Annotated in this window: 13 protein-coding genes; 6 read left to right on the top strand and 7 right to left on the bottom strand. The window is 60.5% G+C overall.

The annotated features are described in order from the left end of the window. The first annotated feature begins 39 nt into the window (after positions 1-39). Positions 40-1,296, top strand: a complete 1,257-nt coding sequence (tyrS, locus tag ASE04_RS07070) for a tyrosine--tRNA ligase (protein ID WP_056814196.1) — start codon at positions 40-42, stop codon at positions 1,294-1,296. 53 nt (positions 1,297-1,349) lie between these two features. On the opposite strand, the gene ASE04_RS07075 is transcribed toward tyrS, so the two are convergent. Continuing rightward, a complete protein-coding gene (locus tag ASE04_RS07075; protein ID WP_056814198.1) occupies positions 1,350-4,748 on the bottom strand; it encodes a YhdP family protein in 3,399 nt (1,132 codons plus the stop codon). A 121-nt stretch (positions 4,749-4,869) separates the two neighbouring features. Here ASE04_RS07075 and ASE04_RS07080 point away from each other — a divergent pair, with 121 nt between their 5' ends. The 4 genes from ASE04_RS07080 to ASE04_RS07095 all read left to right on the top strand — a co-directional run bounded on the left by ASE04_RS07080 (position 4,870) and on the right by ASE04_RS07095 (position 9,073). After that, positions 4,870-5,343 (top strand): peroxiredoxin, encoded by a 474-nt coding sequence (locus ASE04_RS07080; protein ID WP_056814203.1) that lies wholly within the window; start codon positions 4,870-4,872, stop codon positions 5,341-5,343. Positions 5,344-5,676: 333 nt separating this feature from the next. Further along, on the top strand, positions 5,677-6,972 hold the full coding sequence (locus ASE04_RS07085) for a M23 family metallopeptidase (RefSeq protein ID WP_056814206.1): 1,296 nt from the start codon (positions 5,677-5,679) through the stop codon (positions 6,970-6,972). A gap of 157 nt (positions 6,973-7,129) precedes the next feature. Further along, entirely contained in the window at positions 7,130-8,644 is a 1,515-nt protein-coding gene (locus ASE04_RS07090; protein WP_056814208.1) for a DEAD/DEAH box helicase, read from the top strand. Between the two features lie 6 nt (positions 8,645-8,650). Then, positions 8,651-9,073 carry an NUDIX domain-containing protein gene (locus tag ASE04_RS07095; RefSeq protein WP_056814211.1) on the top strand — a complete coding sequence of 141 codons (423 nt, stop codon included), beginning with the start codon at positions 8,651-8,653 and terminating at the stop codon, positions 9,071-9,073. 10 nt (positions 9,074-9,083) lie between these two features. On the opposite strand, the gene ASE04_RS07100 is transcribed toward ASE04_RS07095, so the two are convergent. From ASE04_RS07100 to ASE04_RS07125, 6 genes are read right to left on the bottom strand one after another with little or no spacing between them, the layout of a single operon-like run. Continuing rightward, complete coding sequence (locus ASE04_RS07100) at positions 9,084-9,401, bottom strand: TfoX/Sxy family protein (protein WP_056814214.1); 318 nt, start codon at positions 9,399-9,401, stop codon at positions 9,084-9,086. 3 nt (positions 9,402-9,404) lie between these two features. After that, positions 9,405-11,039, bottom strand: a complete 1,635-nt coding sequence (locus ASE04_RS07105; protein WP_056814217.1) for an NTP transferase domain-containing protein — start codon at positions 11,037-11,039, stop codon at positions 9,405-9,407. After that, positions 11,036-12,055: an XdhC family protein gene (locus tag ASE04_RS07110; RefSeq protein ID WP_056814219.1), complete on the bottom strand. Its 1,020-nt coding sequence runs from the start codon at positions 12,053-12,055 to the stop codon at positions 11,036-11,038. Before ASE04_RS07110 ends, ASE04_RS07105 begins: the two co-directional genes overlap by 4 nt. Further along, positions 12,052-13,311: a vWA domain-containing protein gene (locus ASE04_RS07115; protein WP_056814222.1), complete on the bottom strand. Its 1,260-nt coding sequence runs from the start codon at positions 13,309-13,311 to the stop codon at positions 12,052-12,054. The genes ASE04_RS07110 and ASE04_RS07115 overlap by 4 nt, the downstream gene beginning before the upstream one ends. Before the next feature lie 2 nt (positions 13,312-13,313). Beyond that, entirely contained in the window at positions 13,314-14,234 is a 921-nt protein-coding gene (locus ASE04_RS07120; protein ID WP_056814224.1) for an AAA family ATPase, read from the bottom strand. A 21-nt stretch (positions 14,235-14,255) separates the two neighbouring features. Then, positions 14,256-14,756 carry a flavin reductase gene (locus ASE04_RS07125; RefSeq protein ID WP_200960692.1) on the bottom strand — a complete coding sequence of 167 codons (501 nt, stop codon included), beginning with the start codon at positions 14,754-14,756 and terminating at the stop codon, positions 14,256-14,258. A 167-nt stretch (positions 14,757-14,923) separates the two neighbouring features. Here ASE04_RS07125 and ASE04_RS07130 point away from each other — a divergent pair, with 167 nt between their 5' ends. Beyond that, a complete protein-coding gene (locus ASE04_RS07130; RefSeq protein ID WP_056814231.1) occupies positions 14,924-16,006 on the top strand; it encodes a branched-chain amino acid ABC transporter substrate-binding protein in 1,083 nt (360 codons plus the stop codon). Positions 16,007-16,034: the final 28 nt, after the last annotated feature.

A 16,034-nucleotide genomic window follows, 5' to 3' on the forward strand; every position in this document is an offset into this window, starting at 1 on the left:
ATAGCCAATCCGAAAATCCTGATCCGAAAGCAAAAGGTCATGACCGAGTTCAAATCCGATTTCCTCCGCACGCTGAAAGAGCGTGGCTTCATTCATCAGATATCCGATGAATCCGGCCTCGACGACCTCTTCGCCAAGGAAACCGTGACGGCATATATCGGCTTCGACCCGACCGCCCCTTCGCTGCATGCGGGCGGCCTGATCCAGATCATGATGCTCCACTGGATGCAGAAGACCGGCCACCGGCCGATCTCGCTCATGGGCGGCGGCACCGGCATGGTTGGCGATCCGTCCTTCAAGGATGACGCCCGCCAGCTGATGACCATCGATACGATCGAAAGCAACATCGCTTCGATCAAGCGCGTCTTCGCCAACTACCTCTCTTACGGTGAGGGGCCGAAGGACGCGATGATGATCAACAACGGCGACTGGCTGCGGGAGATCAATTACCTCGAGTTCCTGCGCGACGTCGGCCGTCATTTCTCGGTCAACCGCATGCTGTCCTTCGACAGCGTCAAGACGCGTCTCGATCGCGAACAGTCGCTGTCCTTCCTCGAATTCAACTACATGATCCTGCAGGCCTACGATTTCGTGGAGCTCAACAAGCGCTACGATTGCCGCCTGCAGATGGGCGGTTCCGACCAGTGGGGCAACATCGTCAACGGCATCGATCTCGGTCACCGCATGGGGACGCCGCAGCTCTACGCGCTGACCTCGCCGCTGCTCACCACCGCCTCCGGCGCCAAGATGGGCAAGTCGCTGAACGGTGCCGTCTGGCTGAACCCGGACATGCTGTCGGCATACGACTTCTGGCAATACTGGCGCAACACCGAGGACGCGGACGTCTCGCGCTTCCTGAAGCTCTACACCACTCTGCCGATGGACGAGATCGCTCGGCTTTCGGCACTCGCCGGCTCGGAGCTCAACGAGGTCAAGAAGATCCTCGCGACCGAGGTGACGGCGATGCTGCACGGCCGTGAAAACGCCGAGCAGGCCGCCGAAACGGCGCGCAAAACCTTCGAGGAAGGCGCGCTTGCCGACAACCTGCCCTCGATCGATGTTCCGGCAGCCGAACTCGATGCCGGCATCGGCCTGCTGGCGCTGATCGTCAAGGCTGGTCTCGCCGCCTCCAACGGCGAAGCTCGCCGTCACGTCCAGGGCGGCGCGGTGCGCATCAACGATGCGGCGATTTCCGACGAGCGCAAGGTGATCGGCTCGGGTGAGATCACCGCCGACGGCGTGATCAAGCTCTCGCTCGGCAAGAAGAAGCACATCCTGATCCGCCGCGCGGCATAAGCGCGGCAAAGACATCAGATGAAGAGCCGGCCTCGCGCCGGCTTTTTTTGTGCCTACTGGAATTCGAAGATGTTGCGGAACACGCCAGGCGCGATGATCGACAACGGATTGATCGTCAGGTTCGGAGCTTCCAGCTTGCCGGTCAGCTTGAAGGTGATTCCGATGAGGCCGCGATCCGTTCCGTTGCCGAGGATAATGCCGATGAGCGGCAGTTCGGCAAACAATCTGTTCAGGCCGTAAGCCGGCATGAAGGTTCCCGTCATGTCCATGTTGCCCCGTTTGTCACGCAACATGCCCTGAAACACCGCGCCGACCTGGTCGCCGCGCGCTACGCCATTCTCGATGCTGACGACGCCATCCTGCGATACGATGCGAGCAAAGCCGCGCTGGAACCGCTGGGCCGACGTGTCGATGCTCCGCTTGACCGCGGAATTCAGGCTTCGTTGCTCCTGTCCCACCGGGGTCGACACAATCGAATGCAGGCGCTGTTCGTTGACCAGCGAGAAGCGCCGAACATCGATCGAGCCGTTCCAGTTGCCGCCCGGCCCAAGGCGAATGGCGAGGTTGAGCAAACCGCCGCTCATGTGTTGATAAAGGTCGGCGAAGCGGGACACTGATCCGGCGTCGCCGCTCGTGATGTTGATGACGCCGGAATCCCTCGTCTGCGCGACGACCGCTTCGCCGCTATCGCTAACGCCTGAAAGATTCAGTGCCTGAATGCGACTACCTTGAGCAACATAAGTACCGGAGACGTTGCGCAGTTTCTCATCGTTGAAGCCGATGACCCGGTCGAGCTTGGCGCGCACGGAAATGCTGCTTCCGCCCTTGTTGCCGTCTCCGTCGCCCTTGCCGTTGTCCGACTTGAGGTTGGCGATAATCGGCCTGGCGTCGGCGCTCGTCCCTGACACGGAAACATCCATGCCATTCTTGTCGCGGCGCAGTGAAACCGCGAAATCGTCGAGCGACGACAGCTTTACGCTGTCGAAATCGGCCTTGGTCAAATTGCCCTTGTTGAGCATCAGCGCACCGCTCGCGCCGAACCCGTCGCCCTTCAGGTTGAAGTTCTTGATCTGCAGATTGTCATCCGGACCAGAAATCTCAAAGGTCGCATTTGCTCCGATCCCGCTGCCCTTCGACCACCCGATCCATGGCAAGTCGAGCCGCGCCTTGCCGAAGTCGATAGATACGGACTGCCGGTCCTTGTCGATGCGGTTAAGCTCGACACTGATGTTACCATCGACGATATCGGAGAGGCCGGGCAGTATCTTCTCGCGTTGGTCGTTGCTCAGCAGCGCGCTGATCGACTGCTGCGGTTGGACGTCCGAGGATTTGTCTGTCGGCTCCACCAGAGTGATTTCAGCGGGCACGCCGTCGATATTGCCTTTGCCGTCAAGGCTGACCTGCTTCGGGTCGGCCGTCAAAGTCCCATTGAGACTGGTGATCTTACGGCCGGAGATCGGTTTGGCGACGTCAACACCCTGCAACTGCAGCGTTGCCTTCCAATCCGGTGGCGGTGGATTTTGAGACGATATCAATCCAATTCGCGCCTGGACATTGGCGGTGATCTTGCCCTTCAGATCCTCCGGCACGAAACCCGCGCGTTGCAGCACCTGGATCGGCTTGAACGTCAACAGCTCGCCGATTGCATCCGCCGCGCCGGAGATTGGCAGGTTGAGGTCCGCCATCAGCGGCTTGTCGTAGGTGGACGGAAGGACGAACGTCCCTTGCCCGACGTCAACAGAGCGCCCGGAAGCAAAGAAGGATTTGCCGCTCTTGATCGAAATCGTCGCCTTCGGTCCGGTCAGATCGAAATGCGCACTGGTATCGCGGATCGGTGGTATGTCCCCCGTGATATTCATTCGGGTGTCGTCGATGTCGAATGCGATCTTGATCTGGTTCTCATCCAGCCGGAGGCCCTTGCCAACCGCCTCGTCGAGCCGGCCGAAGGGAATGAAGACCGAGAGCGAGGCGTCGGTAACCGTGCCTCCGAACAGATTGCGCTCCACCCATTCTCTCGCCTTCGGCGCCATCCAGAATGGCCAAAGCTGCTTGACTGCGGTGGTCTGAAGCTGCTGCGATTGACCGACGAAGCTGATTTCGGGCGAAACGTCGCTCAGGCGAAGGTGAAGCGATCCGTAGAACGATCCAGCCGGGCTGGAGACTGTCATGTTCTGGAATTGCAGCTCGCGAGAAGCCACGAAATAACGGCCGGTCGCCTGTATATCGAAGGGCAGCGGCTGCTCGCCGGAGCCTGCGGGGGCCGCGACACCTCCGTTGACAAGCAGATCGATGCCAAATCCCTTGCCAGCCTGTGGGTCGATCTTGTCGAGATCGATAACGGCGCCGTTGAACGGGACCTTGGTTCCGGCAAACTGCATCTGCGACTGGACTATCTCCAGCGTCTGCTTGGCAAAGTCATAGCCGAGGTTCAAGCGACCGCCGCTCAGATCCTGCTCGTCGCCATCCATGTAGAGCTGGCCGGGCTTGAAATCGACCGTGGCCGCAAGTGCCGGTTGCGCATCGTCAGCCGAGCGAACGGCCGAAACCATCAGGTCGGCAAAGCCATCGATGCCCTGCCGGATCTGGCCGAGAGCATTGCGCTTCAGAACGAACGGTCCCAGATCGGCGTTCCGTAGCTGGCCGGTCAACTTCGATGTCTGATCGCCGGTCTTGCTTGCCAACAGGCTCAACTGCGCCTTCTGGCCGTTGATCCCGATTTCGCCGTCGAGCTGCAGCCCGCCTTCCGGGGTGCGCGAGAACACGAGACTATCGATGACGATCGCCAACGGCCCGTTGGACGTGTCTGCAAGCTTGATGTTTATGCCTTCGAGTTTGATGGAGCGGGTGCCGCCTCGGTCGACGAAACTGTCGATCGTATCGAGTTGCTGGAATACGGTCTCCATTGCCGCCGGAATCTCGTCGACACGAAGGTCGTCGAGCTTGAGCGGCTTGCCCGATGGCAACAAGGCGGTATCGAGGGCAATTTCCTCGGCCTCGATTTGCGCAATCGCGATTTTGCCGCGGAAAAGCTGCAGCGGATCGAGCGCCATTCGCATCGCACCCGTGGTCGACAGATGCTGGCCCGTCTTCTCATCGATCATGTTGACGTCGCGTGCCTCGAGCGCAAGCCGCATGTCCGATGTAAAGCGAATGACTGTGGATCCGACTTCGGCGCGGTAGCGTGGCCCGATCGCGCTGTTCAAGGCCGACTGCGCCTGCCGGGACAGCGGCTGATCGAAAACGCCGCTCTCGACGGTAATGACGATCGCCATCAGAATGAAAAGCACCAATCCGATACAACCACCGGCCATCCCAGCGGTCCGCCGCATGTGCGAACGTTCAGGCGGGCAATGCACAATCAGAGGGTCTTCAGCCTTGGCGGAAGGAAGCTCGTGCAAGGCGATGATATCTTTTTTGCGGAATGTAATCTTTTCGCCGCGGATCGCCGACATGCGCCTCGCCTGACTCCATAAAACATGTGATGGACCAGACTGGCTGGACGCATGTTCGTCCAATATATATCTGGCAAACCACCTGTCATCACATAAACCCGGCAAAAGAAAGGTTTTCCCAATGGCGGATATTGGCATCGGCTCCACTGCGCCCGACTTCGATCTTCCCAGAGACGGTGGTGGCCGTGTCAAACTCGGCGATTTCAGCGGCAAGCCCTTGGTGCTCTTCTTCTATCCGAAAGACGACACCACGGGCTGCACAACCGAATCACTGGCTTTCACGGCGCTCGCGCCGGAGTTCGCGAAGGCCGGCATTGCCGTCCTCGGCATGTCGCCAGACTCGGTGAAGTGCCATGATCGTTTTATCAAGAAGCACAGCCTCATGGTGATCCTGGCTTCCGACGAGGAACGAACGACCCTGGAAGCCTACGGTGTGTGGAAGCAGAAGAGCATGTATGGCCGTAGCTACATGGGCGTCGAACGCACGACTCTTCTGATCCGTCCGGACGGAACGATCGCGACGATATGGCAGAAGGTAAAGGTGGCCGGTCACGCCGAAGCGGTGCTAGTTGCCGCACAAAACCTGCACCAATGACGCTCTCGCATGTAGCGTCGCTTCGTGGCGGCGCCATCCCGGCTATTCGCGCCGTCGATCTCGATGAAAAGACCGGTCTGGCCTAGGAAGCTGCCGTCGCTGGCACGACCTCAAGCTCTCGCTTCGGTCGCCACTGGACGGTCCACCTAAAGCCGCCCCTTCAACGATCTAGCTCGCGCCGAGGCCGGCTTGACACCGCCCTTTTATCGTTCGCTGACATCGACAAGTCGCGGCTGACGAACCGCTCTCTTCGGCACTCAATAAGCACTTTGTTAACCTTAACAGTGTGTAATCACGGCAATTGAGGCAAGGTCTTCAATTGGGAGATTCTCCGTGACGCACGCACAGCAAAGCCACGTATTCGGCAAGAGAAAACAGGAACATATCCTGATCTTGGCCAGTGGTGATCGAGTGCGTCACCTGACGGTTCGCCCCTGGATGGCAGCGCTCGCCATCTGCTTCGTCGGCTTGTTTTCGATCGGCTATCTCATCGCGACGTCATATCTGGTGCTCCGCGACGACCTGATTGGCGCGACGATGGCGCGGCAGGCCCGCATGCAGCACGATTACGAAGACAGAATTGCCGCGCTTCGCGCACAGGTCGATCGGGTCACGTCACGCCAGCTTCTCGACCAGCAGGTCGTCGAGAACAAGGTCGACAAGCTGATGGAGCAGCAGATGGCGTTGACATCGCGCCACGGCAAGCTCGGCGAACTCCTCGATCGCGCAGCAAACTCCGGCCTGGATGAGAAGGCGCAGACCGTTGCACCTGATGCGAAGGACAAGCGTGCAGCGCTGACCGGCGGCATGCAGGCAATCGAAAACCAGCTGGTGGGCAGTGCCGAACCGACCGATGCCACCCCCGAGAACACCACTCTAGCCTATGTTCCCGCCCGTGAAACGACAGGCGACCGCGCCGACCGGGTTTTCTCGAAGGTCACCCTAGCTCTCAAGGGCATCGAACAGCATCAGCGTGATCGTGTCGAGCAGTTGACCGCGGATGCCGGCGATAGCGCCGACGCGATATCGCGCGTCCTCACCCGGTTTCGCATAGCAGTTCCAGCCGAGAGCGCCTCGCCCAAGCCGCAGGACCAGAGCGCGGTCGGCGGTCCCTATGTCGCACCCGAAAGTGCTGACGATTTCGACAATTCGCTGACACAGCTCGATAGCGCCCTGACGCGGCTGGAGACGGTGCGGGGCACGGCTGAAGCCCTTCCCTTTCAAAGCCCGGCAATCGGCAAGGAAATCACCAGCCCGTTCGGAAATCGCCGCGATCCGTTTCTCGGCCAGCTTGCGCTGCATTCGGGGATAGACTTTCGCTTCGCGCCCGGCGAACGCATTCGACCCACCGCCCCAGGCAAGGTAATCGCCGCCGGCTGGACAGGCGGTTATGGCAACATGGTCGAAGTCGACCACGGGAACGGTATCTCCACGCGCTATGGCCATATGTCCGAGATACTGGTAAAGGTCGGGGATACCGTCGGACGCCGCGATGTCATCGGATTGGCGGGAAGTACGGGACGCTCGACGGGCACGCATCTTCACTACGAAGTACGTCAGGATGGCCGCGCTATCGATCCGATCTACTTCATGAATGCAGGCACGAAACTCGCCTCCTACATGAAATAGCGTCTTTTACTAACCGCGCCTTTACCTCTGCAGCGGTTGCAAACCGCGTATTCCTTGACTTCTCGGCTGTTTCAGACTATTCCGCGCTGCATTGCGGCACGCAATCACGCCGGCTCAACCCGAGTCCGGCCGAACCGGAACGGAAACAGTTTTCCCTTTGACGACATTTGCTGATCTTGGCTTGAGCCAAAAAGTGCTTTCCGCTGTTACAGATGCGGGCTACACGACGCCAACCCCTATCCAGGCTGGCGCGATCCCGTTTGCCCTTCAGCGCCGCGATATTTGCGGCATTGCACAGACCGGAACGGGAAAGACTGCCTCGTTCGTTCTTCCCATGCTGTCGCTGTTGGAAAAGGGACGCGCACGCGCACGCATGCCGCGGACGCTGATCCTGGAGCCTACCCGCGAACTTGCTGCCCAGGTGGCTGAGAACTTCGAGAAGTACGGCAAGAACCACCGTCTCAACGTTGCGTTGCTGATTGGTGGCGTCTCCTTCGAAGATCAGGATCGCAAGCTGGAACGCGGTGCCGATGTGCTGATCTGCACGCCCGGTCGTCTGCTCGACCATTTCGAGCGCGGCAAGCTGCTGATGAGCGGCGTCGAAATTCTCGTCATCGATGAAGCCGACCGCATGCTCGACATGGGCTTCATTCCCGATATCGAACGCATCGCCAAGATGATCCCGTTCACCCGCCAAACGCTGTTCTTCTCGGCCACCATGCCGCCGGAGATCCAGAAGCTGGCCGACCGCTTCCTTCAGAACCCGGAACGCGTCGAAGTCGCCAAGCCCGCCTCGGCATCCAAGACCATCACGCAGCGCCTGGTCGCGGCGCATGGCAAGGATTACGAAAAGCGTTCGACGCTGCGCGACCTCATCCGCGCCCAGGAAGAACTGAAGAACGCCATCATTTTCTGCAACCGCAAGAAGGACGTCGCCGATCTGTTCCGCTCGTTGGAACGCCACGGCTTCTCCGTCGGCGCGCTGCATGGCGACATGGACCAGCGCTCGCGCACGACCATGCTGCAGAACTTCCGCGACGGTCAACTCCAGCTTCTGGTTGCCTCCGACGTCGCTGCCCGTGGCCTCGACATCCCCGATGTCAGCCACGTCTTCAATTTCGATGTACCCATCCACGCTGAGGATTACGTACACCGCATCGGCCGTACCGGCCGCGCAGGCCGTGCAGGCGCTGCTTTTACCATCGTCACCAGCCGCGACCAGAAGTTCACCGACGCAATCGAAAAGCTGATCGGTGAGAAGATCGAATGGCACAATGGCAATCTCTCCACGTTGCCGCCGGCCGAGCCGAGCCGTGACGACGATCGTTCGCGCCGCAAAGGCGGTCGCGAGCGGGACAAGGACCGTGGCCGCGGCCGAAATCGTTCGGGTCATAAATCTGATATCGCCGCCGACGATAATGGCGTCGAGACGATCGAAACAACAGCCGCACCGGTACAAGCCGCACCAGCAAGGGTCGAAAGCGTGAAGCAAGAGCGCAAAGCAGAGAACAACAAGACGCACAACCATTCGCGCAACAGCCGGCCCTATCCTGCCAACGACGACAATCGCGAGCGCCGCCGTTATCGCGATCACGACGATGGTCCGACACCGATCGGCTTCGGCGATGAAATTCCTGCGTTCATGCTGATCACGGCCAGCGCCAAGGCGTAATTGACCATGGGTCTGCCTGGCATCGATTTTCCGGGCCTCGGCGTAGGCCTGGTCATTTTGCGTGACCGGAAGATCCTGCTTTATCGTCGGATGCGTGCGCCCGAGGCAGGGCATTGGAGCATTGTCGGCGGCAAGGTCGATCATATGGAGCCGGCCTCACAGGCCGCCCGGCGTGAAGCCGAGGAGGAGACGGGGCTATCTATCGGCCGCGTCGACCTGCTGGGCCCGGCCGAAGTCCTGACCGAGGCAGACGGTCATCACTGGATTTCACTTCTCTACATCGCGTCGGAGTTCGAGGGCGAACCGCAGCTGACGGAGCCGGACAAGCTTTCCGCCTTCGGTTGGTTCTCGCGGGCCGATCTTCCTCAGCCTCTGTCCGCTTTTGCCGAAGCGGCGATCGCGCACCTCGACATGAGCATTTTCGAATAACGCCGTTTAATTAGCCGGCTCTCAATGCAGCCTCGTAAGCGAGCCGCACCCAACGCGCCATCAGATCCGGATCATCGAAAGCGTCCTCGGGTATGGACCAATACGGCATCATGACCGGCGTGCCCTTCTTTCCTTCGTAGACCCATTGCGAGGCGCCTGCTTCGGCAAACTCCGCGCTGCTTACCTCATCCGCCTTGAGCAGCATCTCGCCCCTGAGTTCAATGGCGATGATGCGCCCCAGATGATAGATGCCCTTGCCACCGAACATCCGTTTGATGGTGACCGGCCCAAGCCCTTGAAACATCTCTTCGATCGCTGCTGCGTCCATTGCCTATTCCTTCAGAGTGCCGCCCGCAGCGACCACCGCTTCGGGCGTATCGACGTCGAGATGCGCGCCATCTCCGATTTCAACGTCGATGACGGGAAGCCCGGAGCTTTCAATGATATGCCGCGCGCCAATATCGCCTTCGAGGTGCAGGACCGCATCCCGAAGCGCGCGTGGCAGGACAACCGGATTGCCACGCTTGCCACGGCTTACCGCTCTGACGATCGCATGTCCCCCACAGCGGCGGAAAGCAGTGATGAGCAGATCCATGTCGCTTGAGGATACGTCGGGCATGTCCGCAAGCAGGACCAGAACGCCATCAGCTCGCGCCGCCTCCGATGAAGCAAATCCGGCTCCGAGCGAGGAGGCCATCCCGGACGCAAAATCCGGATTGTGAACGAGAGCCACATCGAGCCCGTCTAGTTTCGCCTCTATTTCATGCTGTCGATGACCAGTCACAACACTGACGGAAGCGGCACCGCTTTCAAGCGCGGCGAGCGCGCAACGCCGCACGAGGGGTATCCCCGCGAATTCAGCAAGCAGCTTGTGTGGTCCGCCCTCGCCCATCCGTCGCGCACGGCCTGCGGCCAGAACAACGGCAGCGACCGTGGTTTCCTTGACATCGGCGACCTGCGGCTCGCGCAACTGCGGCCGCGAACGAATCTCCATCAACAGACCTCCGACACCCATGCCGCTAATGTCCAGCGCGGTGATCGGCTCGCCGGCAAGAATGCGATTGAGTACCCAATCGAAACCATTCTCCTTGGGACTCCGCGCGCAACCCGGCGCGCCCACGACTGGAATATTCCCGACACGGCCCAGCACAAGCAGATTGCCGGGATCGACCGGCATGCCCACCTGGATCACCTCACCGCCTGCAAGACGTATCGCCTCGGGGATAACGTCGTGCGCGTCGATAACGGCAGAGGCGCCGAAGACCACGATCATCCTGGGACCGGCACCGGCTCGCGATGCGGCATTCCGGATCGCACCCGCGACCGCATCCGCCCGGTGTGCCACCCGGTCCTCGCCAATCAAGCGGCTACCCGACGGCGCAAGGCGCTGTGCGAGTATACGAGCCGTCTTGTCCATGACAGCATGCTTCAGCGACGGAAGCTCCGTTGCAACCAGCCATACGGCATGCGCCTCGAACGGCTTGACCTCAAAGGCAGTCGCCGCCCGCAGGACGGCGCAGGCTTCATTGATCTTCTCACCGGCAACAGCAAGAGGAATGATCTTGAACGTCGCCACCATGTCGCCGGCTCGCACCGGCACATGGTCGTTCAAGCAAGCAAGCGTAATGCCCGGATCAACTCTGTTGACGCGATCGACGACATCTCGGCCGACCACGAAAAGCCCTTCTAAGGCGGAATAGACGTTCACTCGTCCGGTGGCCGCTTCCGAAAAGGTAAGATGATCCGGCTCTATCGCTTCGGCGAGCTTTTTTGCAGCAATATCCTCACCGAGGTCACCGTCTTCAAGCCGCGCGGCGATCACCGATCCAACTTTCGCCGCCTGAAGCTTCTCTATATCCTCGCCCGTCAACCGACGGCCCTTCGGGAAGCTTTGGCCAGCAAATCTGACGGAATGCGCGAGCACTACGCCTTCGGCGTCTGCGGTCGGGAACTCGCCGAACTTCATAGCCGAACGCTTTCCCCGGCCACGATCGCGCGCGACCTCAGCGACTGAACGACCTCCGCCAGGATCGCCACGGCGATCTCCGCCGGGTTGGATGCGCCGATATTGAGCCCGATCGGCGCATGGATCCCTGCAAGCACGGCGTCGTCGAAACCCTCGGCCCGAAGCCGCTCGAGCCGCGAGGAATGCGTCTTGCGGCTTCCGAGCGCCCCGACATAAAAACAACCCGTTCTCAAAGCCTCGGCAATCGCGAAGTCATCGATCTTGGGATCGTGCGTCACCGCAACCAGCGCGGTGTAGCGATCAAGAGGCCGCTCCTTCAGCACATCGATCGGCCAGTCGGCGGCGAGTTCGACGTCCGAGAAGCGATCCGGCGTGGCAAACGCCGTTCGCGGATCGATGATCCTGACATCGAAGCCCGCGAACTTTGCCATCGGCGCAAGCACCTGGCTGATATGAACCGCGCCAATGGCGACAATCTCGGGAGGCGGCAAATAGACATTGAGAAAGAATGTCTTGCCGTTGTGTTCGACCAAGGCTGATTTCCCGGATCGAAATGCTCCGTCCAGAACTGCGCCAAGCGCTGGCGCCACCTCTTGTCCTTCTGCCGCGATGTAGGCCCTGCCGTCGTCGAGCGACGTTATCAGGGCCACGGCCTCGCGCCGTTTGCGACAGTCGTTCAGCCGCTCGATATCGAAATTCAAGCTCTCGACATGAACCCGAATGCGCCCTCCGCAAGAAAGCCCAACGCGCCACGCAGTTTCATCGGCAACCCCGAACTCCAGGGTCTTTGCCGCCCCGTCAGCGATCACATCCAGGGCCTCGGCGATAACGGCGCCTTCGACACAGCCTCCCGATACCGACCCCTCGAAATTTCCCGCGCCGTCGATCACAAGATGGCTGCCGACCGGCCGCGGGGCAGATCCCCAAGTTTCTATGACCGTTGCGATCGCAACCTCGCGGCCGGCCTTCTTCCACGCCTCCGCGATTGCCAATGGGTGCAACAGACCTTCGCTCATGGCTGGCCCTTCATTCGAACGAGAAATCGCCGCGGATCGTAAGCAGCCGAGCGGCTCTCGCCAAGGGCCGCCGCGAGATCGGCAAGCGACGAGAGATTGTGAACCGGCCGGAATTCATCGACATGGGGCAACATCGCTCTCACGCCCCGGGCTCGCGGTTCGAAGCCATCGAAACGAAGCAGTGGGTTGAGCCAGATCAGCCGTCGACAGGATCGATGCAGCCGGTCCATCTCCGCCGCGAGGAGCTCGGTCCCCTCCCGCTCTAGGCCATCGGTGATCAGCAAGACGACCGCGCCCTGGCCAAGCACGCGTCGCGCCCAGAGCCTGTTGAATTCCTTGAGCGTCTCGCCGATGCGCGTCCCGCCAGACCAGTCCCTGACGGCCGCCGCGCATTCGTCCATCGCCTCGTCAGAATCCTTGTGACGCATCTGGCGCGTGACATTCGTCAATCGCGTCCCGAACAGGAACGTATGCACCCGCCGCCGCTTCTCGCTCAGCACGTGCATGAAGTGCAAAAAAATCCGGGTGTACTGGCTCATCGAGCCGGAGATATCCGCCAGCACCACCAGTGGCGGCTGGATCTCCCTGATCTCCCGGTATCGCGGCAAAATGAGCGCACCGCCGCTGCGCAGGCTCGCGCGCATGGTGCCGCGAGGGTCGACATGCGCATGTATGTGCGACGGCCAGAACCGTCGTGTCCGGACACGATCGTCAGGCAAGGTCAGGCTGGCGAGCGCCTTCTTCGCTGCGGCGATCTCGGTCACCGACATCTGCGCAAAGTCCATTCTCCTGAAGACTTCGCTGCCCGACATCGTGAACCGGGCATCGATCTCTATCGCGGGATCTTCGCGCGGAAGTCGCTTATCAGGCCGATCCCCAAGCAAGGCATCGCTGGCGCGGCTCTCGCCCGGCCGCGCCTTTTCCTTCTGCTGCGGCATAGCCCGTGGCGACATCATCGCGATCATCTTCTCGACGAGGTCGCGGGATCGCCAGAACAGCCGGAAAGCCTCGTCGAAGACGGCTTTGTCCTCATGCCGCTTCACGAAGACGGCAAAGAGCGCCGAATGGAACTCCTCTCGCGAGCCGATACCGATTGCATCGACCGCCTCGATCGCATCCGCGATGGCACCCGGACCTATCTTCAACCCCGCCTTGCGCAACGTCCGACCGAAAAGAACGATGTTATCAGCGAAGCGCCCACCAGCCACTGGCGGCGAAGTCTGCACAATAGCGTCCCGCTGTTCAAATCCTTGCATTGCTATCCTGCTGCCTGCAGCTCGCGCCTTACCTCGTCGAGCACCTTCGTCCCTTCGCCGCCTGTGATCCTGGCGATATCGTCCTGATATTTGAGGAGTGCGCCGAGCGTGTCCGAAATCGTCTCCGGATCAAGCGCCAGCCGGTCCAGTTCGGTCAAGGCCGTTGCCCAATCGATGGTCTCCGCGACGCCGGGATTCTTGAAGAGATCGAGTGTCCGCAACTTCTGAACATAGGCGACGATCTGTTCCGATAGAGCTGCGTCGCACCCCGGAACCTTCCGCCTGATGATCTCGAGTTCCTGTGCGGCTGCGGGATAGTCGACCCAATGATAGAGGCATCGACGCTTCAGCGCGTCATGAACCTCACGCGTGCGGTTGGTCGTGATGATGACGATCGGGGGCTCGGTCGCTTTGATCGTTCCGAGTTCCGGGATGGTGACCTGAAAATCGGAGAGCACTTCCAACAGAAAGGCTTCGAAGGCCTCGTCCGTCCGGTCGAGCTCGTCGATGAGGAAGACCGGCGCCTTTCCAGCAACCGACGACAACGCCTGCAGGACCGGTCGCCTGATCAGATAGCGCTCTGAAAAGATATCGGATTCAATACGGCTTCGATCGGTTGTCCCCGAGGCCTCGGCAAGGCGGATTTCCAGCATCTGTGCCGGATAGTTCCATTCATAGACCGCGGACGCAATGTCGAGGCCCTCGTAGCATTGCAGCCGGATGAGCGGTCGGTCCAGCGCACTCGCGAGGACCTTGGCGATCTCGGTCTTGCCGACACCCGCCTCTCCCTCCAGGAAGAGCGGACGCTTCATCTTGAGCGCGAGGAAGATAACGGTCGCGAGCGGTCGCCCGGCGAGATAATTCTGATCGCCCAGCAACCTGATCGTATCGTCAATGGACGACGGCAGTAGCGGATCCGGCATGCGCACTCCCTTTTAGGGAAGTTATAGCGCGTGATAGTCCCGGTTCATATAGAGCAAGGCCGGCTTTTGTTCATCGAACCTGACAGCCAGCACTTCACCGAAGATGATGTGATGGGTCGTCATCTCCTTGATCTCCGTCACCCGGCAATCGAACGCCGCCAGCGCGTCGCTCAATATGGGGGCGCCTGTCACCAGCGTGTCGAACTTGCCGGTGGCGAACCGTTCCTCGTTGGTGAATTGTGTACGGCCAGAAAAGGCATCCGCAAGCGCCTGATGATGCGCGCCCAGCGTGTTCAAAGCGAAGATTCCGCTGCTGAAGAAAATCTCGTTCTTAGGATTGCTGTTGTTCAGGCAGACCAGAACGGTCGCTGGATTGTCCGAAACGGAGCAAGCTGCCGTGATCGTGACGCCTCGTCTTTGGTCACCGGAGGCGGTGGTAACAAGCTGCACATGTCCGCCAAAACGGCTCATTGCGTCTCGGTAAAGGCGGGGATCGATCGGTTGCTTGTTCAACAAGTGCATTCTCCATCCGGCAGCGCCGGCCTATATATGTCCCTGCTACTATGACGACGATCCGTTACCTTTTCTACAAACATCAAGCGAAAACCTGACAATTCGTGCGTTTTTCTTTGACGATTGGGCACGGACGGATAAAAGAACATGAAAAAGGTCAGGGGCGTGTAAGTTTTATGAATATCTTGCGTGGCTTAGGATTTCTCCCGCTGCTGCTTATCGCGGCCGGGGAAAGCCATGCGGCGGGTCTCACGATCGGCGTTGTCGCACCGCAAGAAGGCAATTTCGCCAATCTTGGCGCCCAGATTTTCGCCGGCGCAGAAGGCAAGATCCGGCAGAACGGCGACACCATCGTTCGCGTCCCGGAAAATTGCGAAGAGAACAGCGGCGGCTCGGTCGCCGATGCGCTGATCGCAGCAAAAGTCCAGATCGCTGTCGGCTTTCTCTGCTCAGAGACCCTTGAGGGTGCTCTTCCTAAGCTGAAGGATGCAAACATACCGGCGATATCAGTCTCGGTACGGTCCCGCATTCTCATGGAAGACGCGCTGAAGAATGGTTGGCCGTTCTATCGCCTTGCACCGAGCGACCGCGCCGAGGCCGCCAAGATTATCGAGGTCATCCTGCGCGACTGGTCCGCGGAGCCCATCGCCCTGGTCGAAGACGGCACGATCCACGGCCGCGAGCTTACCGAAGCGGTTCGCAACGCCCTGGAGGAAAAGGGCCTCAAGCCGGTCTTCACCGACACCTATCGTCCCGGCCAGGAGCAGCAGATCGGGCTCGTTCGCCGCCTGAAAAGAGCCGGCGCCACCAAGGTTTTCGTCGGTGGCGATCGCGCCGATATCACCATACTCGCCCGCGATGCCGCAGCCGAAAAGATCCCGTTGACGCTGATGGGTGGCGACGCCATGCGGGCCGCCGACCAGCCCTTGCCGCTTGCCGATGGTGTTCTAGCCGTTGCGTTGCCGGAATACGCAGCGCGCCCCGAAGCCGCCGCCGTGGTCGCGACGCTGCGCGCGGCCGGCGCCGAACCGGAGGGCTACACCCTGCCCGCTTACGCGGCAACCGAGGTTGCCATCAAGGCGGCACAGGATGCCGGCGGTGACGAGCGCCCGATCGCCCAGCATCTCGGCGGCATGCCATTCGATACCGTCGTCGGACCTGTTTCGTTCGACGCCGGACACGAGTTGACCGACAATCCCTATCAGCTTCAGCAATGGCGCAGCGGCATGTTTGTGCCTGCGGCTCCACCGGCTGAATGACGCTGCCCGCGACAGGGCACCAATGGAG

The sequence above is a fragment of the Rhizobium sp. Root708 genome (assembly GCF_001429725.1).
Taxonomy (GTDB): domain Bacteria; phylum Pseudomonadota; class Alphaproteobacteria; order Rhizobiales; family Rhizobiaceae; genus Rhizobium.